This is a genomic window from Haloferax sp. AB510, from assembly GCF_024136985.1.
Taxonomy (GTDB): Archaea; Halobacteriota; Halobacteria; order Halobacteriales; family Haloferacaceae; genus Haloferax.
Map to the genome: position 1 here is coordinate 1 of NZ_JAMYJY010000050.1, position 25,276 is coordinate 25,276.

Annotated in this window: 27 protein-coding genes and 2 tRNA genes; 7 read left to right on the plus strand and 22 right to left on the minus strand. The window is 66.4% G+C overall.

From position 1 onward, the window contains the following. Positions 1-802, plus strand: an 802-nt coding sequence (gene mvk / locus NKF06_RS11035; protein WP_253245407.1) for a mevalonate kinase, incomplete at its 5' end; no start/stop codon positions are given. Continuing rightward, a complete protein-coding gene (locus NKF06_RS11040) occupies positions 799-1,545 on the plus strand; it encodes an isopentenyl phosphate kinase (protein WP_253245408.1) in 747 nt (248 codons plus the stop codon). The genes mvk and NKF06_RS11040, both read left to right, overlap by 4 nt. Positions 1,546-1,557: 12 nt before the next feature. On the opposite strand, the gene NKF06_RS11045 is transcribed toward NKF06_RS11040, so the two are convergent. Continuing rightward, positions 1,558-2,304 (minus strand): MBL fold metallo-hydrolase, encoded by a 747-nt coding sequence (locus NKF06_RS11045; RefSeq protein WP_058828300.1) that lies wholly within the window; start codon positions 2,302-2,304, stop codon positions 1,558-1,560. Between the two features lie 103 nt (positions 2,305-2,407). Between NKF06_RS11045 and NKF06_RS11050 the strand changes: the two genes are divergently transcribed. Further along, positions 2,408-5,164, plus strand: a complete 2,757-nt coding sequence (locus tag NKF06_RS11050) for an ATP-dependent helicase (RefSeq protein WP_253245409.1) — start codon at positions 2,408-2,410, stop codon at positions 5,162-5,164. A 24-nt stretch (positions 5,165-5,188) separates the two neighbouring features. On the opposite strand, the gene NKF06_RS11055 is transcribed toward NKF06_RS11050, so the two are convergent. After that, entirely contained in the window at positions 5,189-7,843 is a 2,655-nt protein-coding gene (locus tag NKF06_RS11055) for an AAA domain-containing protein (protein WP_253245410.1), read from the minus strand. A 122-nt stretch (positions 7,844-7,965) separates the two neighbouring features. Between NKF06_RS11055 and NKF06_RS11060 the strand changes: the two genes are divergently transcribed. Further along, on the plus strand, positions 7,966-8,544 hold the full coding sequence (locus NKF06_RS11060; RefSeq protein WP_253245411.1) for a hypothetical protein: 579 nt from the start codon (positions 7,966-7,968) through the stop codon (positions 8,542-8,544). A 100-nt stretch (positions 8,545-8,644) separates the two neighbouring features. Continuing rightward, positions 8,645-8,872 (plus strand): hypothetical protein, encoded by a 228-nt coding sequence (locus NKF06_RS11065; protein WP_058828296.1) that lies wholly within the window; start codon positions 8,645-8,647, stop codon positions 8,870-8,872. A gap of 267 nt (positions 8,873-9,139) precedes the next feature. Here NKF06_RS11065 and NKF06_RS11070 read toward each other — a convergent pair whose 3' ends face one another. Continuing rightward, on the minus strand, positions 9,140-10,102 hold the full coding sequence (locus NKF06_RS11070) for a zinc-dependent metalloprotease (protein WP_253245412.1): 963 nt from the start codon (positions 10,100-10,102) through the stop codon (positions 9,140-9,142). Between the two features lie 110 nt (positions 10,103-10,212). On the opposite strand from NKF06_RS11070, the gene NKF06_RS11075 reads away from it, so the two are divergent. Beyond that, entirely contained in the window at positions 10,213-11,031 is an 819-nt protein-coding gene (locus NKF06_RS11075; protein WP_253245413.1) for a VOC family protein, read from the plus strand. Between the two features lie 57 nt (positions 11,032-11,088). Here the strand turns inward: NKF06_RS11075 and NKF06_RS11080 are convergent, their stop codons facing one another. From NKF06_RS11080 to NKF06_RS11145, 14 genes are all read right to left on the minus strand, one after another. Beyond that, entirely contained in the window at positions 11,089-12,249 is a 1,161-nt protein-coding gene (locus tag NKF06_RS11080; RefSeq protein ID WP_253245414.1) for a rhodanese-like domain-containing protein, read from the minus strand. 174 nt (positions 12,250-12,423) lie between these two features. Next, the gene (gene rpsB, locus NKF06_RS11085) at positions 12,424-13,206 is read right to left on the minus strand and encodes a 30S ribosomal protein S2 (RefSeq protein WP_058828292.1); all 783 of its coding nucleotides are present in this window, start codon (positions 13,204-13,206) and stop codon (positions 12,424-12,426) included. Beyond that, positions 13,203-14,402 carry a phosphopyruvate hydratase gene (gene eno, locus NKF06_RS11090; protein WP_004974537.1) on the minus strand — a complete coding sequence of 400 codons (1,200 nt, stop codon included), beginning with the start codon at positions 14,400-14,402 and terminating at the stop codon, positions 13,203-13,205. Before eno ends, rpsB begins: the two co-directional genes overlap by 4 nt. A gap of 4 nt (positions 14,403-14,406) precedes the next feature. Beyond that, a complete protein-coding gene (locus tag NKF06_RS11095; RefSeq protein WP_008094957.1) occupies positions 14,407-14,583 on the minus strand; it encodes a DNA-directed RNA polymerase subunit K in 177 nt (58 codons plus the stop codon). After that, complete coding sequence (locus NKF06_RS11100; RefSeq protein ID WP_004061330.1) at positions 14,580-14,774, minus strand: DNA-directed RNA polymerase subunit N; 195 nt, start codon at positions 14,772-14,774, stop codon at positions 14,580-14,582. Before NKF06_RS11100 ends, NKF06_RS11095 begins: the two co-directional genes overlap by 4 nt. 12 nt (positions 14,775-14,786) lie before the next feature. Beyond that, the gene (locus NKF06_RS11105) at positions 14,787-15,185 is read right to left on the minus strand and encodes a 30S ribosomal protein S9 (RefSeq protein WP_004043023.1); all 399 of its coding nucleotides are present in this window, start codon (positions 15,183-15,185) and stop codon (positions 14,787-14,789) included. Then, positions 15,179-15,616, minus strand: a complete 438-nt coding sequence (locus NKF06_RS11110) for a 50S ribosomal protein L13 (protein ID WP_004974520.1) — start codon at positions 15,614-15,616, stop codon at positions 15,179-15,181. Before NKF06_RS11110 ends, NKF06_RS11105 begins: the two co-directional genes overlap by 7 nt. Continuing rightward, positions 15,613-15,963, minus strand: a complete 351-nt coding sequence (locus NKF06_RS11115) for a 50S ribosomal protein L18e (RefSeq protein ID WP_004043025.1) — start codon at positions 15,961-15,963, stop codon at positions 15,613-15,615. Before NKF06_RS11115 ends, NKF06_RS11110 begins: the two co-directional genes overlap by 4 nt. Before the next feature lie 26 nt (positions 15,964-15,989). Continuing rightward, positions 15,990-16,074: transfer RNA gene (locus tag NKF06_RS11120), tRNA-Leu, on the minus strand. A gap of 144 nt (positions 16,075-16,218) precedes the next feature. Continuing rightward, positions 16,219-16,998, minus strand: coding sequence for a DNA-directed RNA polymerase subunit D (locus tag NKF06_RS11125; protein ID WP_004061327.1), 780 nt, complete (start codon positions 16,996-16,998; stop codon positions 16,219-16,221). Positions 16,999-17,004: 6 nt separating this feature from the next. Continuing rightward, positions 17,005-17,397 carry a 30S ribosomal protein S11 gene (locus NKF06_RS11130; protein ID WP_004043027.1) on the minus strand — a complete coding sequence of 131 codons (393 nt, stop codon included), beginning with the start codon at positions 17,395-17,397 and terminating at the stop codon, positions 17,005-17,007. Next, positions 17,394-17,921 carry a 30S ribosomal protein S4 gene (locus NKF06_RS11135; protein WP_004043028.1) on the minus strand — a complete coding sequence of 176 codons (528 nt, stop codon included), beginning with the start codon at positions 17,919-17,921 and terminating at the stop codon, positions 17,394-17,396. Before NKF06_RS11135 ends, NKF06_RS11130 begins: the two co-directional genes overlap by 4 nt. Next, positions 17,918-18,421 (minus strand): 30S ribosomal protein S13, encoded by a 504-nt coding sequence (locus NKF06_RS11140; protein ID WP_004969358.1) that lies wholly within the window; start codon positions 18,419-18,421, stop codon positions 17,918-17,920. The genes NKF06_RS11135 and NKF06_RS11140 overlap by 4 nt, the downstream gene beginning before the upstream one ends. Positions 18,422-18,444: 23 nt before the next feature. After that, positions 18,445-18,529 (minus strand) — tRNA-Ser (locus NKF06_RS11145). 206 nt (positions 18,530-18,735) lie between these two features. Here NKF06_RS11145 and NKF06_RS11150 point away from each other — a divergent pair. Beyond that, positions 18,736-19,086 carry a thioredoxin family protein gene (locus tag NKF06_RS11150; RefSeq protein WP_253245415.1) on the plus strand — a complete coding sequence of 117 codons (351 nt, stop codon included), beginning with the start codon at positions 18,736-18,738 and terminating at the stop codon, positions 19,084-19,086. A 27-nt stretch (positions 19,087-19,113) separates the two neighbouring features. Here the strand turns inward: NKF06_RS11150 and NKF06_RS11155 are convergent, their stop codons facing one another. The 5 genes from NKF06_RS11155 to NKF06_RS11175 all read right to left on the minus strand — a co-directional run. Next, the gene (locus NKF06_RS11155) at positions 19,114-19,830 is read right to left on the minus strand and encodes a TetR/AcrR family transcriptional regulator (protein WP_058828290.1); all 717 of its coding nucleotides are present in this window, start codon (positions 19,828-19,830) and stop codon (positions 19,114-19,116) included. A 20-nt stretch (positions 19,831-19,850) separates the two neighbouring features. Beyond that, on the minus strand, positions 19,851-20,315 hold the full coding sequence (locus NKF06_RS11160; RefSeq protein ID WP_253245416.1) for a zinc ribbon domain-containing protein: 465 nt from the start codon (positions 20,313-20,315) through the stop codon (positions 19,851-19,853). A 238-nt stretch (positions 20,316-20,553) separates the two neighbouring features. Continuing rightward, positions 20,554-23,031: an MMPL family transporter gene (locus NKF06_RS11165; RefSeq protein ID WP_058828288.1), complete on the minus strand. Its 2,478-nt coding sequence runs from the start codon at positions 23,029-23,031 to the stop codon at positions 20,554-20,556. Positions 23,032-23,052: 21 nt separating this feature from the next. Beyond that, positions 23,053-24,678 (minus strand): sialidase-1, encoded by a 1,626-nt coding sequence (locus NKF06_RS11170; RefSeq protein WP_253245417.1) that lies wholly within the window; start codon positions 24,676-24,678, stop codon positions 23,053-23,055. Between the two features lie 174 nt (positions 24,679-24,852). Then, the coding region (locus tag NKF06_RS11175) for a universal stress protein (protein WP_253245418.1) at positions 24,853-25,276 on the minus strand (424 nt) is incomplete at its 5' end.

Consider the following 25,276-nt stretch of genomic DNA (forward strand, 5'->3'; position numbering starts at 1 on the left):
CGCCGCGGTCGACCAGGCCCGCGACGCCGCCGACGCGCCCGACGCCGGCTTCGACATCACCGTCGAAAGCGACATCCCGCTCGGGGCCGGCCTCGGCTCCTCCGCGGCCGTCGTCGTCGCCGGCATCGACGCCGCGACCCGCGAACTCGGCGTCGAACTTACGCCCCGCGAAATCGCGGAACGCGCCTACCAAGCCGAACACGAGGTCCAAGACGGACAGGCGTCCCGCGCCGACACCTTCTGCTCCGCGATGGGCGGGGCCGTCCGCGTCGAGGGCGACGACTGCCGGACCATCGACGCGCCACCCCTCCCGTTCGTCATCGGCTTCGACGGTGGCGCGGGCGACACCGGCGCGCTCGTCTCCGGCGTCCGCGCGCTCCGCGAGGAGTACGACTTCGCCGCCGACACCGTCTCGACCGTCGGCGACATCGTCCGCCGAGGGGAGGAACTGCTCGCCGAGGCGGACCCCGACGCCGACGAGCCGCCCGAGGAACTCCTCTCCGAACTCGGCCGGTTCATGAACTTCAACCACGGCCTCTTGGAGGCCCTCGGCGTCTCCTCTCGCTCGCTCGACTCGATGGTGTGGGCCGCCCGCGAGGCCGGCGCGTACGGCGCGAAACTGACCGGCGCGGGCGGCGGCGGCTGTATCGTCTCCTTGGACCCGACGCCCGAGACCCAGACCGCGCTCCGATTCACCCCCGGCTGCGAGGACGCCTTCCGCGCCGAACTCGCCACCGAGGGCGTCAGAGTCGAGGTGCCGCCCGAGGCCGAGCGCGAAGGAGACGGAGGGGACTCGGCGTGAGCCTCGTCGTCCTCAAACTCGGCGGGAGCGTCGTCACCGACAAGGACGAACCGGAGACGGTGGACGAGGCGGGTCTGGCGGCCGCGGCGGACGCGGTCGCGACCCTCGCCGAGTCGGGCCGCGTCGTCGTCGTCCACGGCGGCGGGAGCTTCGGTCACCACCACGCCGCCGAACACGGCGTCTCCTCGGAGTCTGGAAGCCACGACGCCCGCGGCGTGCGTGCCATCCACGACGCGATGAAGCGCCTCAACGACGCCGTCCTCGACGCCCTCGCGGACCGCGGCGTCGCGGCCCTGCCGGTCCACCCGCTTTCGGCCGGCGCCCGCGAGGCCGACGACTCGCTGTCGCTTCCCCTCGCGGCGACCGAGACGATGCTCAACGAGGGATTCGTCCCGGTCCTCCATGGTGATGTCATCGCGCACGCGGGAAAGGGCGCGACCATCGTCAGCGGCGACGACCTCGTGGTGTCGCTCGCGTCCGGCCTCGGCGCGGACCGCGTCGGCCTCTGTTCGACCGTTCCCGGCGTGCTCGACGCCGACGGCGATGTGATTCCCGAGATTACGGCGTTCGCGGACGCGGCCGACGCGCTCGGCGGGTCTGACTCCACCGACGTGACCGGCGGCATGGCCGCGAAAGTCAGAAAACTGCTCGCGCTCGGCGCGCCGGCGCACGTCTTCGGCCCCGAGGGGCTGTCGGCGTTCGTCGCCGGCGAGTCGCCGGGGACCGTCATCCGCGGAGAGTAGTCGGAACCGAACTCAGAGTTCGACGACCAAGCCGTCTTTTGCGACCCGGACCTCGCCGTCGAAGTGTTCGCTCACGCTCGCCCGCAGGTCGTCGGTGACGCGGTCGGCGTGCGGGTAGAGGTGCGTCAGGTAGACCGAGTCGATGTCCCACCCGGCGAGCGCCTCGCCCACCTGCGACGGCGTCGGATGGTTCGACACGTCCACGTCGTCCGGGAACGAGCAGTCGTGCGCGAGGACGCTCGCGCCGTCGGCGAAGTCGCCGAGGGCGGAGAACGCCTCGGTGTCTCCCGAGAAGACGAAGTCGGCCTCGCCCCGCTCGTTGCTGAAGCGGTAGGCGAGCGTCGGCATCGAGTGGCGGACCTCGAACCCCATCACGTCGAAGCCGGCGACGCCGAACTCGGTCGGGCCGACCTCCCGAATCTGGATGTCGAGGCGGCCTCGGAGGTAGTCGTGGACGTCGAGCAGTCCCTCGACGAGTTTCTCGGTCCCCTCCGGACCGACGATTTCGAGGCGGTCCTGCCCGGCGAGCCACCGGGCTTTCACGAGCGCCATCAGGTCCGAGACGTGGTCGAGGTGGTGGTGCGTGAGGAGGACCGACGAGACGCCCTCGTAGCCGACCTCCGTCTCGGCGAGGCGGGCGAGGACGCCCGACCCGCAGTCCACGAGGAGGGCGTTGCCGTCCGATTCGAGGAGGAGCCCGGTCTGGGCGCGGCCGGTGACGGGCATCGCACTACCGGTTCCGAGGAACGTGACGCGCATGCGCAGAGCTACCACGGCGGCGGCGTTAGTCCTTGTGCTCGCTGGGTCGGCCGCCGCGGCCACAGGCACAACCCTCATACCCGCACAGGCTAACCCCGAGGTAATGACCCGGCGCGGCCGCTCGCTTCTCGCGTCGAGAGGCGGCGACTACGAGTTCGACCCCGAGTCGGTGTCGGTCGCCGACGAGGACGTGCTCGACCTGCTGGAGCCCGCCGTGCAGGAGTGGTGGGTCGACCGGTTCGGGGAGTTCGTCCCCGGCAACGGCGGCTTTTTCACCCCGCCGCAACGCGGGGCCATTCCCCGCATCCACGACGGCGACAACGCCCTCATCTGCGCGCCGACGGGGTCGGGAAAGACGCTCGCCTCCTTCACCGCCATCATCAACGAGCTGTTCCGCCGCGAGCGCGAGTCGCCCGACGGCCTCGACAACTCGGTGTACTGCCTCTACGTCTCCCCGCTGAAGTCGCTCGCCAACGACATCCACCGGAACCTGACCGAACCGCTTTCTGGCATCGCCGACATCGCCGAGGGCCGCGGCGAGACGGTGGACATCAGACACGCCATCCGCCACGGCGACACCTCCTCCGCGGACCGCCAGAAGATGCTCTCGGAGACGCCGCACATCCTCAACACGACCCCCGAGACGCTGGCGATTCTGCTCAACTCGCCGAAGTTCAAAGAGAAGCTCCGAACCGTCGAGTACGTCGTCGTCGACGAGATTCACAGCCTCGCGGAGAACAAACGCGGCACGCACCTGTCGGTGTCGCTGGAGCGGTTGGAAGACCTCGCCGAGTCGTCGCCGACGCGCATCGGCTGTTCGGCCACCGTCGAACCGCTCGACACGGTCGCGGAGTTCCTCGTCGGTTGCGAGGGCGGCGAGCCCCGCGACTACGAACTCGTGGACACGCGGTTCGTCCGCGACTTCGAGGTCCGACTGGAGTGTCCGACCGACGACCTGATTCGGACGCCCCGAAGCGAGGTCCAGAGCCGGTTTTACGACCGCCTGCACGAACTCGTCGCCTCGCACACGAACACGCTCGTGTTCACCAACACGCGGTCGGGCGCGGAGCGCGTCCTCCACAACCTCCGCGAGGAGTTCGACGACATCGACGAGTCGAACTCCGGCTGTCACCACGGGAGCCTCTCGAAAGAGCGCAGACAGGAGATAGAGTCGAAACTGAAGGCGGGCGAGTTGCGCGTCGTCACCACCTCCACGAGCCTCGAACTCGGCATCGACATGCCCCACATCGACCTCGTCGTGCAGGTCGGCTCGCCCAAGTCGGTCGCCGCGCTCCTCCAGCGGGTCGGCCGGGCCGGCCACCAACTCGGCCAGACGGTCGAAGGCCGCGTCATCGCCCTCGACAGAGACGAACTCGTCGAGTGCGCGGTGATGCTCTCGAAGGCCGAATCCGGGTTCGTCGACCGGGTGTTCATCCCCGAGAACGCCTTCGACGTGGCCGCCCAGCAGGTGTACGGGATGGCCATCAACGCCATCCGTCCCGAGTCGGACCTCCGCGAGACGCTCCGGCGGGCCTACCCATATCGGAACTTCTCGGATGACGATTTCGAGCGGCTGTTCCGCTATCTCACCGCCGACTACGACGGCCTCGAAGACAAGAACGTCTACGCGAAGATCTGGCGCGACACCAACGACCCGCCGGACGGCGAACACCACTACGAGGAGTACCCCGTGGGCGAGCCCCTCATCGGCAAACGCGGCCGGATGGCCCGCGTCATCTACATGACCAACATCGGCACGATTCCCGATTCGTTCACCTGCGACGTGCTGGTCCGCGGGGCCGACCAGTGGGTCGGCACGCTCGACGAGGGCTACCTCGATACGCTGGAGAAAGGCGACGTGTTCGTCCTCGGCGGCGACCACTTCGCGTACCGCTACCGCCGCGGGTCGAAGGTGTACGTCGACCGCACCTCTCAGCGCCCGACGGTCCCGTCGTGGTTCTCCGAGCGCCTGCCGCTTTCGTACGACCTCGGCCGCGAACTCGCGGCGTTTCAGGCCGACCTCGTGGACCGACTCGACGCCGGCGGCGCGCCCGCCGTCAGGTCGTGGCTCCGGGAGTTCCCGCTCGACGAGAACAGCGTCCGCGCCGTCACGCGGATGTTCGACGAGCAGGTCAGGTACGCCGGCCCCGAGAGCGTGGCGACCCCCGACAGACTCGTCGTGGAGACCGAACTCGACCGCGACACCTATCGCCGACATTTCTACGTCCACTGTACCTACGGGCGGCGGTTCAACGACGGCCTCTCGCGGCTCCTCGCCTACCACGCGGCCCGCCGGACGAACGCGAACGTACAGGTCGCCGTCGCCGACAACGGCTTTTCGCTCTCGATGCCGCTCAACCGCAAGGTCGACCTCGCGGGGGTCCTCCGCGACCTCGAACCCGAGGAAGTCGAGGACGACTTACGGGCCGCCCTCGACGGGACGGACCTCCTGAAGCGGTACTTCCGCATCAACGCGACGCGCTCGCTCATGATTCTCAAGCGCTACAAGGGCTACGAGAAGTCCGCCGCCCAACAGCAGGTCTCCTCGGAGATGCTGCTGTCGTTCGCGCAGGACCTCGACGAGTTCGCCGTGATGGAAGAGACCTACCGCGAGATTCTCGAAGACAAGCTGAACCTCGACGCCATCGAGGACGCGGTCGCGGCGATTCAAACGGGCGACGTGGACGTGGTCGGCCACCAGGTCTCGTCGCCGACGCCGCGGGCGTTCGGCCTCGCCACGCTGACGGCGAGCGACGTGGTCCTCGCCGAGGACGAGAGCGCGGCGCTCCGGGAGTTTCACGAGCGCGTCAAGGCCGAAATCGGCGACGACGAGGCGGACCTCGGCATCGACGTGGACTGACAGTCGATCGGTCGTGAGGCTGCCCTACCGCCGCGCCCACGCGAGCATCCGGTCGTAGAACGGGTCGGATTCGAGCGCGTCGGCGTCGCCGACGAGACACAGCGCCTTCTTCGCCCGCGTGAGGGCGACGTTGATACGACGGTGGTCCTCGAACAGCGGGCCGTCTAACTCGCCGGTGGCGACGAAGGAGACGACGATGACCTCCTTCGAGGAGCCCTGGAACCGGTCGACCGTGTCCACGGTCGCGTCGGTTCGGCGGGAGATTTCGGCGACCTGCGCCCGGAACGGGGCGATGACGCCGATGTCGTCGATGTCGACGCCGGCGGCCTCATAGGCGGCGACGACTTCGGCCACGCGGTCGGCTTCGACGGGGTTCGTGTTGCCGACGCGCCGGCCGTCGGGGTCGACGAAGGCGACTTGGTCCGCGAGTTCTGCGGGGAGGTCCGCGGTGTCGGCGCCGAGGTCGCGGAGATGTTGGGCGGCGACGGCCCCCGTCGCCGGGCGGAGCGCACCGTCGTAGAACTCCTTGGAGGCAAAGGCCTGAATCCGCTGGGACATGCGGTACTGGCGGTCGAGCATGACCGAGGCGTCGGGGTACGTCTCGATGAGTCGCTGGAACAGCGATTTCTGGAGGTCGTTTTCGGCGCGGACGACCGGCGGAAGCTGTTTGTGGTCGCCGACGAGGACGAACCGGTCGGCGAGATTGACGGCGGCGAGCGTCCCCGGTTCGGTTATCTGGGACGCCTCGTCGACGAGTGCCACGTCGAACGACTGCTCGCGCATCACGCGCGACCCGCAGGAGGCGGTGGTCGCGGCGACTACCGGCGCGTCGTGGAGGGCGGCGGCGAGCGCGTTCGGGTCGCCGCTCCGTGAGAGACGCACGTCCTGCATGTCCTCGCGGACGCCCGATTCGGTGCCGACGCGGACGATATCTTCGAACCCTTGGTCGCGCAGGGCCTCCAGCGCGTTGTCGACCGCGCGGTTCGTGAAGGCCGAAAGCAGGACGCGGTTGCCGTCCTCGACGAGCGCGCGGATGGTCCGTGCGATGGTGTAGGTCTTGCCCGTTCCCGGCGGCCCGTGGATGAGCGCGAGGTCGTCGGCGTCGACCGCGAGGCGCACCGCGTCGTCCTGCGCGTCGTTGTTGTCGATGAACGTGCGGCCCGCAGAGCGGTCCGAAAAGTCGGGGTTGCGGCGGCCGAACAGCACGTCTTTCCGGCCGGGCGAGCCTTTGAGCACCGCGTCGTGGAGCGCGGTGAGCAAGCGGTCGACGGTGAGTTCGGAGGGGTACACGTCGAGACGGCGGAGCGGCACGGGTTCGTCGGTTGTGACGACGATCTCGTCGCCGAGTTCGACGATGCGCGCGAGTTCGGCGTGCCCCTCGACGGGGTGGCCGTCGCTGGCGAGCGCCACGTCGCCGGCGCGGAGTTTCGACACCGCGTCGTCGGTCTGTTTGGCTCGGAGTTCCCACGTGCCGTCGGGGCGCTCGGTCTGGCCGAGGGGTTCGAGGCCGATGAGCGCCCGGTCGTCGTCGGCGCGCTCCTCGGCGCTCTGGTCCCAGAGTTTGCGGTACTCGTTGTGGACCGCCCGGCGCTCTTCTTCGACGGCGCGGTAGAACCGGTCGAAGTAGTCGCGTTCGTCCTCGGGGACCGGCTGCCCGATTGCGCCGGCTTTCGACTCCTGGTCGAGTCTGCCGGAGACAACCATGCAGGTGTCCTTCTCGAAGCAGTACTCGCACTTCGAGTTCACCTCGTAGCCGGTCGGCACCGACGCGTCGTGTTCCATCGCCGCGATTTCGTTGCGGGTGCGGACGACGAATTCGAGGAGCCCGCGACCGATGGAGAAGTCCTTCGCAGGCGAGAGATCGCCGGATTCCTCGGTGCGGTCGAGCGTCGTGTTCTTCGTGTAGAGGAGCGTCCCCGTGTCGACCGGCACGCCCCGCTCTTCGAGGATGAGCGCGTAGGAGGCGGCCTGAATCTTGTCCTGGAACCGCGGGTCGCGGTTGAGGTTCTTGCCGGTCTTGAGTTCGACGGGCGACCCCCGCCGGAGGGCGTCGGCGCGGCCCTTGATGCCGAACGTCGGCGAGATGAGGGTGTACTCCGAGCGCCACTCGTCTTCGTCCGTGAGGACGCCCTGCGAGAGCCAGCCTTCGATGGCGGCGGCGTTGCGGCGCACCTCGTCTGCGACTTCGTCGACCTCGCGGCCGAGCAGGCCGAGTTCGAGGCCGCGCTCGTCGATGCGCTCGTCGATGGACGAGTCGAGGTCGCGGCCGCGGAGGAGGTCGCCGAACACGTCGTGGACGATGGTCCCTTTCACCACCGGGTAGTTCAGCGGGATGCCCGAGAGCTTGTTCAGGTAGTACATCCGCGAGCACTGCACCCACGAGCGGATGTCGGTCACGTCGACGAGGAAATCGGGCTCGACGACGACGAACGACTCGGAGCCGGTCGAGTACGTCGTCTCGCCGCGGTACTCGGACTCCTCGGCGTCGGTGACGAGGATATCCATGCCCGGCTCGGCGTGTTCGGCGGCGTGGGTCCACTTCCCCCAGAGGGTGACGGTGACTGGTTCTCCGGTCCCGCGCTCGGGGCGGAGCGTCACCTCCGCCAGCGAGCGCTCGCCGTACTTCGTTTCGACGTCACGCGGCTCGCCGACCTCGACGAGCGGACCGCGAAGGTTCACGTCCGAACCGTCGGTGAGGCGCGGCCAAATAGCCGTCGGTGGGGTGTGAGTCCCGTGGTGGTTCGCGTACACGAATTCCCCCGACCGTCACGCTCTTTCTCCCCCGCGTGGTACGCCCAACCATGCGCGTCAGAGATTGGCAGGACATCCTCTCGGAGGTCGTCGAAGACGGCCGCGACCGCGACCCCGACGCGTGGCGGGCCGTCGCGGGCACCCGGCGACGGAGCCTCGGCGAGGACCTCTTTCTCGCCCACCCAAACGCCGGAGTCTACCAACTGAAGACGTACGCGAAGAACCCCTACGAGGTCCGCGGCGTCGGCGCTCGCGTCGCCCGTCGCATCGACGACGACCTCGACCCGCTGTTCCCCCACCGGCGCGGTGACGAGCACGGCGAGAGCGACGCCGGCCGGTTCGCCGTCCAGCGACCCCCCGAAGATGAGTCACAGGCCGAGTCGATGGCGCGGCGACTCGAAGAAACTGTGAAAGTCCACGCCGACGCGCCGACCACCGCCGACGACTTCTTCACCGACGTGATGGAGGTGCTCGAAAGTCCGGCGTTCGGCCCGATGGACTACGAGTTCGACGCCCGGCCCGACCGCCTCGACGACCTCGCAGACGAGTTCGCCGACGCTGACGAACTGCTGTCCACGGACCTCGACGACCTCATCGAGTCCGACGGCGTCGACCGTGGGTTCCAGTGAGACATCGGTTTCAAACCCTCCCAACCCAATGGACAGCTATGGACGATAGACTCCGCGGGCGGTCGCGAAAACCGCCCAACGGCGTGATTTCGGAGGAACGATGGTCGGTTCCAGCATGAGCGACGAGGAGACGCGGCTCGCCAACAATCGAATCAAAATCGGATTCGTCCTGTTGGTCGGCGCGTCGGCCGGACTCGTCGCTGTCCAAGCCGGAGCGACGCTCGTTCAGGGCGCAATCGCGCTCCTCGCCGGCCTGGCCGTCGGCGGGCTCCTCACGTGGTATCTGGGCCGCTGGGCCCAGGAGTTCACCGCGGTGAACCGACGCTAGACGTATCGTCTGTTGTGAATTTCGAACACAGATATATATTCCATATTAACCGTATGGGAACGAATCGCAGAGTATATACCCGTCCTCTGAGGAGGGGCTTTCGCCGGTAACCAGGGCAGGGGCAATGACCTGGTTATTCACCGGAGAGCGCTGTGGGGCACCGGAATTGGGACTTCGATGCAACACAGCGTCCTACCCAAGGTACGTACGCGACCCGAGCAGGGCTCGGGCATCGGGTACGCATGCTAAGATGGAGTTGCAGTCTCCTCAGGGCGACACCCGCGCGATCCATCGCTCGGGTGCGTCCAATTCCGCGTCGGTCGGTAAGTTCTCCGGATGGTCCCACACCCGCGAAGCGGCCGCGACGCCGCGTTCGTCAGCGACGTGTTCGAAGAACCGAGCGCCGCGTTCGTACTGCCGGCGCTTAAGTCCGAGTCCGAGGAGCCGCCGCGCGAGCTTCGCGACTGGGCCGCCGCCCTGTCGTCGCTCGTCGAGCTTTCGGCGGAGGTCCTCGTAGTCGTCGTCGAACGCCCGGTCCATCAGCAGTTCCGCGTAGCCCTCGACGGCGGTCATCGCCGTGTCGAGTTCGCGGAACGCGTCGCGGTCGAGGTCGCCTTCGACGAGCGCGTCGACGCCGCGTTGCATCCGCGATTCGAGGTGCGTCGAGAGCCACGGGGCCGCGCCGAACTCCGCGGCGTGGGACACCTCGTGGAAGGCAATCCAGCGGCGGAACCGCGGGTAGTCCACGTCGAGGCTGTCGGCGACCCGGCGGATGTTCGGGTGGACGAAGTACAGGCCGTGGTCGTCGTCGCCCTCGGCGAGGAGCAGCGGGTCGTACTGCCCGAGGACGTTGTTCCCGAGGAACGAGAGGACGAAGGCGAACGAACCGGTGTTGACGGCGCGGGTGACACCGGGAAGGAGCGCGGGGCCGTGTTCCTCGAACGGGAGCATCACCCGGCGGAACGTCGCCACGTTCGCGTCTATCCAGTGGTGTCGGTTCTGGACTTCGACGACTTCGGGCACGTCGAACTCCACCTCGGCGACGGTCGAAAGGCGGTCGCGCGCGTCGCGAACGTCCGCGGCGTACCCCGCTCGCTCCGCCTCCGAGAGGTCGAGCGAACCGGGGTCGGTCGCGGCTTTTGCGGCCTCGGCGACGGCGTCCCAGTCGATGGTGCCGGAGCCGGTCGCCGAAGCGTCCGCGACCGCTTTGACGCTCCGAAAGAGGTTCATACGGTATCGTGGTGGGCCGGACGCAAAACGCTTCGGTCGGGCGGAACGAACCCTCTGATTCGCAGACACGACGCCCCTAAACACTATACCGAGTCTGACGTGGGGAGCGTATGGACCGAACCATCGACCACGTCGCGTTCGGTGGTACCGAACTGTACGAACTTCGGGCGGCCGCGAACGAGGTCGGTCTCACGCCGACGTACGGCGGCGAGCACGGGACTGGAACGACACACATGGCCGTCGTCCCGTTCCCCGACGGGTCGTACCTCGAACTCATCGCGCCGACGCTTGGGACCGACGCCGAAGACGCTGGCTTCTGGCCAGACCACCTCGCGACCGACGCCGGCCCCGCATCGTGGTGTCTGGAGACTGACGACGCCGCCGCCACCGCCAAAAGCGCCATCGATGCCGGCCTCCCCGTCGACGGCCCCCACGAGGCCTCCCGCGCCCGGCCGGACGGCCGCCTCGTCGAGTGGGACATGTGCTTCGAAGGCGCGGACCAGCGACTTCCCTTCTTCATCCGCGACCGCACCCCACGGAGCTACCGCGTCCCGAAAGCCGCGCGAAACGCCGCCGTTCGCGGACTCCAAACCGTCGTCGTCGCCACCCGGGACCGCGAGACGACCGCGGCGCTGTTCGCCCGGCGACACCGCTACCCCTCGCCGGTCGATATCAACGGCCCGTTCTCCGAGTTCGCCGCCGTTCCCGGCACGCCACTCGCCCTGTGCGAACCCGGTGGCGGCGCGCTCGGGGAGCGCATCGACGAGGTCGGCGAGGGACCGTGCGCGTTCCTCGTCGGTGTCACCGACCTCGACCGGGCACGGAACTCGCTGTCGCTCGGCCCGAAAATTCGCTACAGCGACCGTCACATGGCGTGGTTCGACCACGACCTGTTCGAAGGTCGATTGGGCGTGGTGGAACTCCCCTGAGTCGCCCCGATCCGACTCGAACCGCCCTGAATCGCGAGCAGAAGTCCGACGGTCGGCTCAGGCGGCGCAGTTGTTCGGTCCGAGTTCGAGTTCGGTCGCCTCCTCCTCGTCGCCGATCGAGGCCCGTCCGGTGTTGATAGCGATGACGCGCTCGTAGTTCACCGGCTTCTCGGGCGTGTCCCCGGCCACGCGGTCGACGAACGCCGACTCGTCCATCGACAGGAGGTCGAGGTCCGCGCGCAGGTCGCCGAGCGTCGCGCTCACGAGCTCGCCCGGTGCGGCGACGCCGTAGCGCCCGTCCGTCCCGACTGAGACGTGGCCGGGGAGGACGCGCGTCTCGTCGGGGAGCGACAACAGCGTGTCGTGGAGCGTCTCGTAGAGGAGTTCCGCGCCCGTCGCCGCGTCGGCGTCGCCGAACTGGAGCTCCGTCCGGCCGACCGACTCGACGAACAACGTGTCGCCGGTGCAGAGGAACCGACCGTCGACGAGGTAGTTCGTCATGTCCGAGGTGTGGCCCGGCGCGTGAATCGCTTCGATATCGTAGTCGCCGACGGTCAGCGTCTCGCCGTCGTCGAGCGCGGTGAACTCGTATGCAACATCGCGGTCCGTCGCCTCCGAACCGAGGTAGTACGGCACGCCGAGTCGGTCGGCGAGGGCCCGGCCGCCCGAGACGTGGTCGGCGTGGACGTGCGTGTCGAGCACACCCGAGACCGTCATACCGGCGTCAGCGGCGACGAGTTCGAACTCGTGGACCTGCCGGGTCGGGTCCACGACGACCGCCTCGCGGGCCGACCGCGAGCCGACGACGTAGCCGAGACAGCCCTCCGCGCGCCGCTGGACCTGCGCGACGAACAGGTCGTCGTTGCCGGTGTCGAGTTCGACCACCTCGTACAGTTTGCTCCAGTCCTCCATGCCGCCTTTGACGACCTCAACCTCGTCGTATCCCCGCGCCGCGAGTTCGAAGCCGAACGACGTCGAAGACAGCCCTTTCCCGCAGATGGCGACGACCGGCCCTTCCTCGGCGAGGTCGTCGACGCGGTCCCAGTCCCAGTCGCCGCCGAGTCCGTCGACGGGGTGGAACGGGACGTTGACCGCGCCCTCGATGTGCCACGCGTCGAAGCTCTCCGGTGGTCGCGTGTCGACCACGGTGAACGAATCACCCGCGTCGAGTCGGTCCGCGAGTTCGGTCACGGTGAGTTGGTGGAGGAGTTTACTCATGTGGTTAGCTATGGGAACAACGCACAAAACCGTTTGTGGCGGACTCGGGCTGTGGTCTCGCGTGGCATCGACCCGACGCGCGGTCGGCGGCGTCGTGACTGCATCGAATCGGGCGAAAGCGCCGCCGCTCACCGGGCGGGCGTCAGAAAAGTCGAATCGAAAGGTCGTCCCAGACTACAGTTCGGCCTCGAAGTCTTCGAGGGCGTAGACGGTGTCGGAGCCGCGGCGGTCGAGCGTCTCGTTGGCGAGGAGCCAGTAGACGACCGACAGCGCGCGTCGACCCTTGTTGTTCGTCGGGACGACGAGGTCGACGTTCGACGTCTGGTTGTTGGAGTCGCACATCGCGATGACCGGGATGCCGACCGTGATGGCCTCCTTGACGGCCTGCGCGTCACCAATCGGGTCGGTGACGACGACCACGTCGGGTTCGATGTAGCCGGCGTAGTCGGGGTTCGTCAGGGTTCCCGGGATGAAGCGGCCCGTGCGGGCGCGAGCGCCGACGGCGTCGGCGAACTTCTCGGCCGGGAAGCGACCGTACTGGCGCGAGGACGTGACCAGAATCTGCTCCGGACTGTAGTTCGCGAGGAAGTCCGCGGCGGTACGGATTCGCGAGTCCGTCTGGCTGACGTCGAGCACGTAGAGCCCGTCGTCGCGGACACGGTGGATGAACCGGACCATGTCCTTGGTCTTCTGCTGGGTACCGATGTGGACACCGGCGGCCAGGTAGTCCTCGACCGGGATGAGCAGGTCGGCGTCTTCGTCGGGCATAACGTCCTCGTCGAAGGCCGGTTCCGGCTCTGCTTCTTCGGCTTCGGCGGCTTCGTCGGCCGCCTCAGCGGTCTCTGCTGTCTCGTCTTCGGTGGCGGCCTCGGCGGGTTCCGTCTCGGTGACCGCTTCGGTCTCCGTCTCGGGTTCCTCGTCGGCGACCTCCACCGCGTCGTTTTCGTTGTCGCTCATACTGCGTCGTCCGCGATGCGGATGAGTTCGTTCAGTTTGGCGGTTCGCTCGCCCTGCACCGTGCCAGTCTTGATGAACGGCGCGTCGGTTGCGACGGCGAGGTGTGCGATGGTCGCGTCTTCCGTCTCACCGGAGCGGTGAGAGATGACGGCGTCCATCCCGTTTCGGGAGGCGAGTTCGACGGCGTCGAACGCGTCGGTCAGCGTCCCGATCTGGTTCGGCTTGATGAGGATGGAGTTCGCGGCGCCCACGTCGATGCCGTCCTGCAGACGGTCGACGTTGGTGACGAACAGGTCGTCACCGCAGATGAGCGTGCGGTCGCCCACGCGCTCTGTGAGTTCCGCGAAGCCCTCGTAGTCGTTCTCGTCGAGGGGGTCTTCGACGTAGACGAGGTCGTACTCGTCGACCATCTCGGCGACGTAGTCGATCTGCTCGTCCGTCGTCTTCGTCTCGTCACCGTAGTGGTAGACGCCGTCTTCGAACATCTCCGAGGCCGCGATGTCGAGGCCGAAGCGAATCTCGAAGCCGAGTTCGTCCTCGACGTCGGAGACCGCTTCGGACATGATTTCGAACGCGTCGGCGTCCGAAACCGGCGGTGCCCACGCACCCTCGTCGCCCTTCGCGGCGGGCACGCCGCGCTCGTCGAGAATCTCGGACGCGCGGGCGTGGACCTTCGCGTTGGCGAAGACGGCTTCGGAGACGCTCGGCGCGCCGACGGGCGCGGCGAGGAACTCCTGGATGTTCGTCGCTTCCTTGGCGTGTTCACCGCCACCGATGACGTTCCCGAGCGGCGTCGGGAAGTTGTCGCCGCGGAACGCGCCGCCGAGGTGCTGGTACAGGGGTGCACCGAGCACGTCGGCACCGGCCTTCGCGGCCGCCATCGAGATGGCGACCGCGCTGTTCGCGCCGATTTCCGAGAAGTTCTCGGAGCCGTCTGCGGCGCGGAGCGTCGCGTCGACCTCGCGCTGGTTGCCCGCGTGGACCTCGTCCACGAGTCGGGGAACGGCGTGTCGCCGCGCGGCGGCGATGGCTTCGGTCGGCGGCAGTTCGATTGCCTCGTACTCGCCGGTGGACGCCCCGCTCGGGGCCGCAGCGCGACCGAACCCACCGGATTCGGTGAGCACGTCGGCTTCGACCGTCGGGTTCCCACGGGAGTCGAGCACGCGGCGCAGAGCTACGGATGTGATTCGAGTCATGTTGTCACTTACCCTCTCGTTTGACGGTGAACGGAAGTACACCTGCGTCGTACTCCTCAGCGGCGATTAATATCGGTTCGGTCTGTTCCGAATCGACGAGTACGGGCGCGCCGTAGGATACCTGCAGCGCTCGTGCGCCGAGGATGCGTGCCTTCTCGTATCGGTTGTATCGTTGAATCATTGGTAGGGAGATACGACGTCCACGAGGTCCTTGTGCGACACCATCATCCGCCGGCAGCAAGCACGGGTGACCCCGAGGTCGTCGAGGACGTCAGCGGGGTCCTCGTCTCCCTCGCGAGCACGGGCTTTGAACTCGTCCCAGTGTTCGCCGATCACTGTGCCGCAGGTGAAACACCGGACGGGAATCATCATGGTTAGATCACCTCAGCGGTAGGACTTCTGGTAACGAGCGCGTGCGCCCGGTCCGCCCCACTTCTTGGGTTCGGACTGGCGAACGTCGTTGACCAGAAGCGAGCGGTCGAACTCCATGTACGCGTCGCGAAGCTCCGCGTCGTTCAGGTACTGCACCAGGCCACGAGCGAGCGCGGTGCGGACTGCGTCGGCCTGACCGGCCACGCCGCCGCCGTTGACGCGCACGTCGATGTCGACCTGCGAGCGGAGGTCCTCGCCTGCGATGCGGAACGGTTCCAGCATCTTGAGGCGGGCCATCTCCGGCTCGACCAGCTCGACCGGCTGGGAGTTGATTCGGACTCGACCTTCGCCCTCGCGCACGGTGGCGCGGGCGATTGCGGTCTTCTTCTTACCGGACGTGTTCGTTACCATGTGACGTTAGCACCCAGCTTCTCGGAGACCTCTCCGAGCGAGATGAACTTGATGTTCGAAAGTCGGTCCAGCGAGGTGTCTTCGAGCATCTCGCCGTCTTCGTCGTACGGATTGCCGACGTAGACGCGGACGTTCGAGAGCGCCTCGCGGCCGCGGGGCTTCTTGTACGGAAGCATGCCGCGGATGGCACGCTTGAAGATGCGGTCGGGACGCTTCGGGTAGTACGGACCCTGGTCCGAACCGACTTCGACGCGCTTTCTGTACTTAGCCATCACGTCCTGTTCCGAGCCCGTGATGACGGCGTCTTCCGCGTTGACGACGGCGACCGTCTCGCCTGCGAGGGCGCGCTGTGCGACCTCCGAGGCGACGCGGCCGACGATGCAGTTTCGAGCGTCGACGACGACGTCTGCGTCGAATTCTGCGAGGCTCATCGGATCACCCGTACGTTGGACCCGTCGGGGTTCTGTTCAGCGAGTTGTTCTAGCGTCACGGTGTCGCCGACCTGCTCGATCTTCTTTCGAGCGGTGGACGAGAAGTCCACGGCCGCGACTGTGACGTTCTTCTGCAGCACACCGCTACCCAGCACCTTGCCGGGCACGACGACGGTCTCGTCTTCCTGAGCGTATCGTTCGATACGACCAAGGTTGACTTCCGCGTGGGTGCGCCGTGGCTTTTCGAGACGGTCCGCGACATCCTGCCAGACGTTGGCACCGGACTCACGCGAGACCGCCTTCAGCTCGGCGATGAGACTGTTGAGTCTCGGGTTCGTCTTACTCATTGTCTACCTCCAGAGAGAAAGCGGAGTGCAGGGAGCAGGATTTGAACCTGCGGACTCCTATGAGACAGCGCCCTGAACGCTGCGCCGTTGGCCAGACTTGGCTATCCCTGCAAGCATTCCGCTGTACTTCATGCCCCGTAAAAACACCTTCGGTCCGACCCGCCGCCGTGAGGGAGTCACACGCCACGCTATCGGTGGCTGTAACCCCTCGTGGGGCGGGCGAACGTCGGTGTTGAGACGGGGCAGTATTCATTCTTACAGTGCGACCTTCTCTTCGAGCTCGGCCGCGCGGTCACCCAAGGAGGCGACAGCGCGGGTCACGAGCTCGTCGACGTCGAACGAACCGTCCGTCTCCACACTGAAGACGAACGCTCCGGGCACGTCGTGTACTTCGACCTCTTTACCGGGGTACCGCTCCGTCAGGTCGTTCCCGAACGTCTCTGTCGCGACGAGGTCGCCGTCTTCGGCGTCCCCCTCGGCGTGCTCCGCCGCGGCCTCTTCGATGACGCCGCGGAGAATGTTCGGTTCCTGTTCATCGAACTCGCCGGCGTCGCCGACGACCTCCACGCGCTGGAGGTGTCGGTAGCCGACGGCGACCCCGCCTTGGTTCTTGGCGTGGTCCTTTCCGTAGCCGAGGACGGCGTCGGCCTCGAACTCGAGGCGCTGGCCCTCCTTCAGCTCGATGATGGGGATGTTCTCGTCCGCCGGGACGACCATGTCGTCCGCGGATTCGATGTCCCCGGAGTAGGCGGTTGCCGGCCCGTCGACTTCGAGCGCGACGGTGACGGTGTCACCGGGCTCGAAGTCGTCGAGAGGCGTGGTCAACGGAACCAGACCGAGACGAAGCCCGATCATCTCGTCGAACATGACCGAGGTGTTCTCCACGAACCGAACGGTGTCGATGGAGAACGTCGGCACGTCGGCGACCATCGCCCGGCGAATGCCGTTGGCTAGCGCCGGGGTCAGACCGCGCGCGACGAAACGGGCGCGTCGGTCTTCGCGTTCGATGAACTCGACCTGGAAGTCGTTTACCATGGTGTGTTAGAGTCGGCTGTTTTTCGGCGCGCGAGTTCCGTCGTGCGGAATCGGCGTCACGTCCTCGATGCGACCGATCTCGAGACCGGCGCGAGCGAGGGCGCGAATCGTTGCCTGTGCGCCGGGTCCGGGGCTCTTGTTACCGTTGCCACCGGGACCGCGGACGCGGACGTGCAGACCGGCGATACCGGCCGCCTTGATCTGGTCGGCGACGCTCTCTGCCATCTGCATGGCCGCGTACGGAGATGCCTCGTCACGGTTCTGCTTGACGACGGAACCGCCGGACGACTTGACGATCGTCTCGGCGCCCGTGATGTCAGTCACCGTGATGAGCGTGTTGTTGAACGATGCGTGAACGTGGGCGATGCCCCACTTGTCACCGGTTTCGGATTCGCTCATTCTTGGGCCTCCGCGCGCTCAGGGTGCAGTTCATCCGCGAGCTTCGACGTCTCGTCGAACGCCACGGTGTCCTCTTCGTCGACCTCGACCTTGCGGGAGGGGACGGTCGTCCGAGCACCGTCGACGGTCACGTGACCGTGGACGATGAACTGACGGGCCTGCTGGGGCGTCTGTGCGAGCCCCTTGCGGTAGGCGACCGTCTGGAACCGACGTTCGAGGATGTCGGTCACGTCGAGACGCAGCGTCTGGGAGATGTCGTCCTCCGCAGAGAGGATGCCGTAGCGGCGCATGCGCGCCATGAACTCGGCACCGAGCGACTCGGCTTCTTCGACGTCACCCTGGGCCTCGCCGAGGAGGCGTCGCGCCTCGCGGCGGAGGTTGCGCAGTTCGGACTGCGCGCGCCAGAGTTCTTCCTTGTTCTTGAGACCGTACCGAGAGAGGAGGTCCGATTCCTGCGCGATACGCTCGCCCTGGAACGGGTGGTTCGGGGTCTCGTAGAACTTGGTGTTGTTACCCGTCGTCATTCTTCAGCCTGCGCCTCCTTGATCTCCTCGACGTTGACACCGATGGTGCCTTCGGTACGTCCAGTGGACTTCGTCCGCTGGCCGCGAACCTTCTGGCCGCGCTGGTGTCGAACGCCCTTGTAGGAGCTGATCATCTTCATGCGGTTGATATCATGCCGCCGCTTTTCTTCGAGGTCCGAACCCGTGATGTGGTCGGTCTCACCGGAGAAGAAGTCCTTCCGTCGGTTTGCCATCCACTCGGGGGCGTGGTCCTCGAAGTTCTCGACGACATCGACAACGGAGTCGATCTCGTCTTCGGGGAGCTTACCGAACAGCGCCGTTCGGTTCACTTCCGCGGCGTCGGCGATGATGCGCGCTGTGCGCTTGCCGATACCCTTCATGTCCGTCAGACTGCGCTCTACCGTCTTCGTTCCGTCAAGGTCGGTCTGACCAATTCGGATGAAGTAACGGAGGTCCTCTTCCTCCTCCGGAGAGCCGTCCTGTGGTTCTTCTGCACTCATGACTTTGGAAGTCGTGTTGTGAGCGTTGCGGCGGGGATTCGAACCCCGGGGGCTTGACGCCACTGAGTTAGCAACCCAGCGCCTTGGGCCAGGCTTGGCTACCGCAACACTTCGGTCGTGTTAGTTTCGCCCTTCCGGACTCGGGGACGACATTCCCCTACATCGATTGCATCCGTTACGAGACGGGGGCATTACTTAAACATCACGAAAGCCCCCTCGCGTGACAGGCCGAGTCACCGTCGCTCGCTGCCGAATTGTGGTGTGATACACAATCTCACCAAAATCATAATAACTATGGTTACGTATTCTCGTCAATGAGTTCGACAGAGCCCGCTACCGAGGCGATGAAGCCGGTCCGGATCGAGACCGCCGAGGAGCTCGACGCCCTCGTTGACGAGCACGACCGCGTCCTCCTCGACATCTACACCAAGGGCTGCACGCTGTGCCAGAGCATCGAGCCGGTGCTGGGCAACGTCGCGAAGGCGACCGACGTAGTCGTCGCGATGATAAATCCGCAAACGGACATGTCGATCGCAGAGCGGTACACGATTCGGAGCGTCCCGACGCTCCTCCTGTTCGAGGACGGCGAACTCGTCGACCGCCTCGCCGACGGCTTCCAGGGGGCACAGGCGGTCGTGGACTTCGTCGAGAACGACGAGCGATAAGGAGTTTGTTCGGCGCGGCGACGCGGGTTACGCGTCGTAGTCCGCGTCATTACCGTCGGCGTCTCGCGCGGCGGCCTCGCCCGGGTGGCTCCCTTTCGGCATCACGTTGTCGAGAAGGAAGTACACCGAGTCGCGCATCGCGTACGCCGATTCGAGCCGCGTCCCGGTGACGCGCACGTCCAGGCTCCGAAAGAGGAAGGCCATCAGATTCTCGGCCATCATCTCGGCGTTCATCTCGCGGTAGTGACCCGACTCCATCTCCCGAGCGATGAGCGTCGCGACCGTCTCGACCATGTGCGTCTCCATGCGCCGGAACTTCTTTCGGTACTGCTCGTCGTGGACGGTCTGCGTGCGGAGTTCGAAGATGGCCCGCTGGAACGGGTCAACGCTGCCGTTGTCCGCGACCACCTCCGGAACGCCGGAAGGGACCGACTCGCAGGTCGAAAGGTTACCCTCCGGGGGGAGGACGTACTCGACGAAGTCGCGAAGCTCGGTGTCGGGGTCGTCGGCCTCCGGGTCGATGGTCTCGACGAACAGGTCGATGATGTAGTCGAGGAACGCGAGCAGGAGTTCGTCTTTGTTCTCGTAGTGGTAGTACAGAAGCGAGGTGCTCTTTTCGAACTCCGTGCCGATGTTCTTTATCGAGAGGTCGGCGTAGCCGTGTTTCGCGAGCGCCCGGAGCGTGGCGTCCATAATCGCCTGCTCGGTCTCGCTTCGGCCGGTGTCGATTCGGTCGTCGTCCATGATGTGTCTCGTTGGGGTTCTCAGTCGTCAGTTGGTTCGTCGAGGCGGGTGGTACACCAATGGCAGAAATCGAGGTCGGCGTCGACCTCGCGGCCGCATTCGGGGCACGTGACGGCGTCCGAGTTGGGGTCGGAAACGGCCGCCGCCGAGTCGTCGGCTTCGGCGGCATCGCGGTCCGCCTCCGCCTGAGCCTCGGCGGCCTGCTGTAGGCCGATGAAGAAGGCGTCGAGGACGCTCACGAGGCTCACCGCGAGGATGGGAAGCAGTTCCGTGAGAACCGATACGAACTCCGACGGCGGCATCGTCCCGGCGTTGGACAGTGATTCGAGCGCCTCCGGGGGGACAAACAGCGCGGACACCGCGAGGGTGAGAAGCACCCACATCGCGGCCCGTCGCCAGCGCCGCAGGTACAGGTGGCCGAGTCCGGTAATCGCCAGCCCGAGTATCGCGGCGATCCAGGGGCGGACCTTCGTGAGTGCGGACATACGTGGACTCGATTGATTCTCGCTCATGAGGGTTCCGTTCGTGGTGTGTCGTGGGAGTCGGCGTCAGGTCGCGTGCGATTCGTCGCGGGCTGCTCGACGCGCGGTTCCTCGCGGGCTGTTTGGCGTGCGGTTCGTCCGTGTGGGCTGGTCTGCGAGCGATGCGGGCGTGGGGGCCGGGGCAGGGGCAAACTGAATTTGGGAAGGCGGTGCGTCAGCGTGGGGGTTGGAAGGCGATGCGTCAGGGGGACGTTGGTGCCGCGGTGGCGGTGTCCTGCTGGGTCAACCGCTCCCAGAGGACGATGGCCGAGGGCGTGACGAGGAGCGCGGTGAGATACGAGTAGAAGATACTCAGCGCGGTCACGACCCCGAACTGTCCGAGGACGGGGGTGATGGCGATGGCGAGGACGCCGAGGCCCGTGGTCGTGGTGAGCATACTCCCGGTGAGTGCACCCCCGGTCCCGCCGACGGTCAGCCGAAGCGCCTCGTCGAGGTCGTGGCCTTCGGCGTTGTACTCGTCGGCGAACCGGTGGACCACGTGGGCCGAGTAGTCGATGCCCAGCCCGATGGCGATAGCGAGAATCGTCGCCGTCAACGCGTTCAGCGGGATGCCGAGATAGCGCATCGTCCCGGCGAGGAGCGCAATGGAGACGATGATTGGCACGAGGTTCACCACGCCGAGCGTCCACTGTCCTTCAAGCATCTGGTAGATAAACACCAGGAACAGCGCGGTCGCGGCGAGCGCGACGGCGAGGCTCTCGATGGCCGACAGGAAGATCGTGTCGGAGACTCCCTTGAAGACGACGGTGCTCCCGGTCGCCGTGGCGTCCATACGGAGACGCTCGGCGACGAGTTTCCCGTCTGCGACGATGGCGTCCTGTGTGGCGTCGCCCTCAACGGTGTAGACCACGCGAGTCTTGCGGTAGTCCTCTGTGATGTACGACGACGCCTGGTCGGAGACCGGCGAACTGAGGAGTTCGTCGTATATCGTCTCAAGGTTGTCGTCCGGGACGCCGTTACCGTCGGCGTCGTTCCGGGCGACGAGCGCGGCGAACTCAGGGTTCTGTTCCGCGTAGCTCTGGATGACTGTGACGATGCTCGTCGTCTCCGCACGCCGGTCGTCGGTGACGAACGACTCCGGCGGGTCCTCGCCGGCGCGGTGAATCATCTCGAGGGACGAGTCCTGCCGTAACTGTCCCTCGACGTATATTGTCACGCTGTCACCCTGCGTGCTCTCGAAGTTGTCTTCGAGGAAGTTCAGGTCTTTCGTGACGGTGTAGACGCCGGGTTTGAACGGCTCTGGGAGCTGTTGGAGGTAAGCGGGTTGGTCCTCCGGCGGAAGGAAGTCCTCCTGGGAGAACGTCGTATCGACGCCGGTCCCGTACGCGCCGGCGACGACCGTCGTGAGCAGGATGACCACGAGGAACGCCCGCGGGGCCTTCCGACCGATGATGACGCCACCCGACAGGACCCGCGCGAGCAGGCCGCCCTCGCTTCCGAGGGGTTGGGAGGCGAACTCGGGGACGTTGTACTTTTCGCGGAGTTCGTCCGCGTAGAGCTTCGCCGCGGGGAGGAACACCCCGAAGACGAGGAACGTGAAGATGATGCCGACCGCCGCGACGAGACCGAAGTCGCGGATGGGCGCGAGGTCACTCGTGGCGTTCGCGAGGAACCCGAGGACCGTCGTGCCGGTGACGATGAAGAACGCGACCGAGAGCTGTTTGATGGTGGTCCGCATCGAGGGGACCGGCGCGAGGTCTTTGACGCGCTCTTCGCGGTAGCGGTTCACCGCGTGAAGCCCGAAGTCGATGCCGACCGCGAGCAACAGCGGCGGCACCGCGATGAGCATCTGGCTAAACGCGATACCCGCGAGGCCCATGAACCCGAACGTCCAGACGACGGCGATGATGAGCGAGACGACGCCGAGGAGCAGGTCGATGGGGTCGCGGTAGGCGACGACGAGGAACCCGAAGATGAGGAGCACCGCCGCCGGAACCACGAGTAAGAGCGAGTCGGCGATGACGTTGCCCAACTCGCTGGAGATGATGCCGCTCCCGAACACGCGGATGTCGCTGTCCGAGACGGAAGTCATCGTTTGAATCTCCTCTTGGATGCCCGTCATCGGGCTGGTTCCGGAGGTGCCGGCGCTCGACGAGAGGCCGGGAACCTCGTGACTCACGACGCCGATAGTCGAGGAAGCCTCGACGGACTGGCGGTTGAAGTCGTCGCTCAGGAGCGACGAGACCTGCGGGCTCGCGGTCGCCTGCTTGGCCGCGGCGCGGACCTCGCTCGGCGAGGCCGATTCGAGCGCGTCTATCTGTTCGTCGATGGTCGTCGCCGACGGGTCGAGCGTCTGGGCGACCGTGGACGCGACGCTCGACGCGGAGGTCGCCCGGAGGTCGGGCCGGCTCAAGATGCGCTCTTGGAGCCGCAACATGTCGAGCATCGCCGGTTTCGAGAGGACGTTATCGTCCCGTTGGATGAGTTGGGTGCTCCCCGAACTCGTCTCGAACGCGGGTGAGAACTCCCGGTTGACGTCGTCGAGGGCTTCCTGTGCGGGCGAGTCCTCGGTGAACTGCGAGGTGCCGGAGTCGGTCGAGATGTTTCCGAGTCCGGCCCCGAAGACGAGCGTCAGCACGAAGAACAGCGCCACGACTCTCCCGGGGTTCTCGACGATGAACCCGCCGAGGCGGTCGACGTACACTTCGTAGTCTATCATTGTGGGGGGAAAGTGGGGCGGTTAGCGGCGGTACCAGAGGAAGCCGACGACGCCGAGTCCGACGACGACGAGACCGCCGACGAGGGGCATCGAGAGGCCGCCGCCGCCACTCGCTTCGGTGACGTCGATAGCGACCGGATACTGGTCGGAGAGCTTGCGCTCGCCGTCCTCGTTTTCGTACTGGAAGTCGATGTCGAAGGAGTAGACCTTCGGGTTGGCCGAGGAACCGACGCTCAGTTCGAGGGGAATCTCGGTTGACTCGCCGGGGCCGAGTTCTTGGATGAACGCGGTGTCGTCGGTAAGCGACAGCGGGCTGTCGGCGAAGGCTTTGGCGTCGATGTTGCGGTAGGTCTCGTCGCCGTTGTTGGTCACGACGAGCGTGACGGTCTGCGAGCCGCCCGCCTCGATGCTCCCGTTCTTCGTGGTCACGCCGAAGAGGTTCTGCTTTGGTTTCACCTCGGCGTTCATCAGGAGAGACTTCGACTGCTGGGTGTCGCCCTCGGAGTTTCGGTACTCAACCGTGTAGCTCAGTTGCCGCTGGCCGGCGTCCGCAGAGTCGGTCACTTCGACCGAGAACGAGAAGTCCGAGGACTCGCCGACTCCGAGGGTGCCGAGCGCGTACTCGGTCTCCTTGATGTTCGTGTTCGGCGACTTCGAGGAGATAGTGAGCACGGCGTCGCGAGCCGTTTGCGGGCCGTCGTTCGTGAGCGTTCCGCTGACGGTGGTCTCGCGGCCGACGCGGAGCGTCGACTGCTCGGCGTCGATGGAGAACTCCTGTTCGGCCACCGGCCTCACGCCGGTGGCGATATTCTTCGACTGCTTGGCGACGCCGTCTTCGTCCTCGTAGCTCACCCCCAGCGAGAGAGCGTACTGCTGGACGGCGGCGCTGGACGCGACGCTCGTCTCGTATTCAATCCGGCGCGTCTCGTTGACGCCCCACGAACCGGCGTACCGAGTCGCGGAGGCGGACTGACCGAACGTTATCGAGGGGTTCTGCGAGGTCGCGGTGACGGAGGAGTCGAACGCGGGGAGCGTCCCGACGTTGCGCATCGTGACGGTGGTCGTCCCGCTGCCGCCGACCTGCGCGGTCGTGTTCACGGAGACGACCTCGAAGCGCGGGGCCTGCTCGACAACGACGGTCACGGGAATCTCTTCGGTGTTCTCCTCTTCGTTCTGCACGTCACCGTCGTCGCGGACGGACGAGTCGTGTTCGTACTTCGCGACGAGCGTCATCTCGTAGGTCCCCGGCGTGGCGTTCTCCTTGACTGAGACGGAGAACGAGGCGTCCCGCTGGGTCGCGTGCGGGATGTCGCCGACCGGGAGTGTCGCGGTGTTCACCTCGACCGGCGCGTCACCGGATTCGAGTGTGAGCCTGACGTTCCGCGTCGATTTGACCTGGGCTTCGAGCGCCGAGCGCTGCTGGTCGCTCAGCGACGCGGCGCTTTCGGCCGAGGAGAACTTCCGGTATTCGCTGTCGCCGCCGTAGTTAGTTACGACGACATTCAGGGAGGTCTCCTGCCCGGGAACGAGTTTGTTGCTCGGCGCGTACGCCTGAAGGTTCGGTTCGCCGACGATACCGGCCATCGCTGGGCTCGGTACGGCGACCAAGACGACCAGCAAGACCACGAGTGCACGTGAGAGTTTCATGGAGTGTAGAGGGGTGGTGGAGTGCGGATGTTGAATCGCGTCCGCCGGTGGGGATGGGGGAGAGACGAACGCGGTCGTACGTCCACGCCGAACGGCGGCTGACTGAACGTACAATCAACACGCTACCCTGAGTAGTGGGGACGTATAAATTGAATGGAACTTCTAAAAACTAGTTCAGCGTTTTGCACCGTTACTCCCGCTCGGGACGACGAGAACCGGAACTCCCGCGTGGCGGACGACTCGACTGGCGACGACCCCGCCGGCGCGGTGTTCCGTGCGCCGGGTTCGCCGGGTTCCGCCGCCGGCCCCCGCGACATCGAGGACAACCGCGTCGGCCCCCACCCGTTCGACGTGTGCCAGCAGTTCGGCCGCGGGCTCGCCGGTTTGGACGGTTCCTCCGGATTCCACGGCGTCTCTCGCGGCCGCGGCGACGACGTCGTTCAGTCGGGCTCGCGCTTCGGTTTCGAGCGCTCGGAGGTTCTCCGGCGACGCGATTGCGGCATCGCGACCGTCTACGATGGCGAGCGGTTGGAGCGTCGCGCGGGTCGCCGCGGCGATACGGCGGGCGAGCGGCGCGACCGACCCCGCCGACGACTCG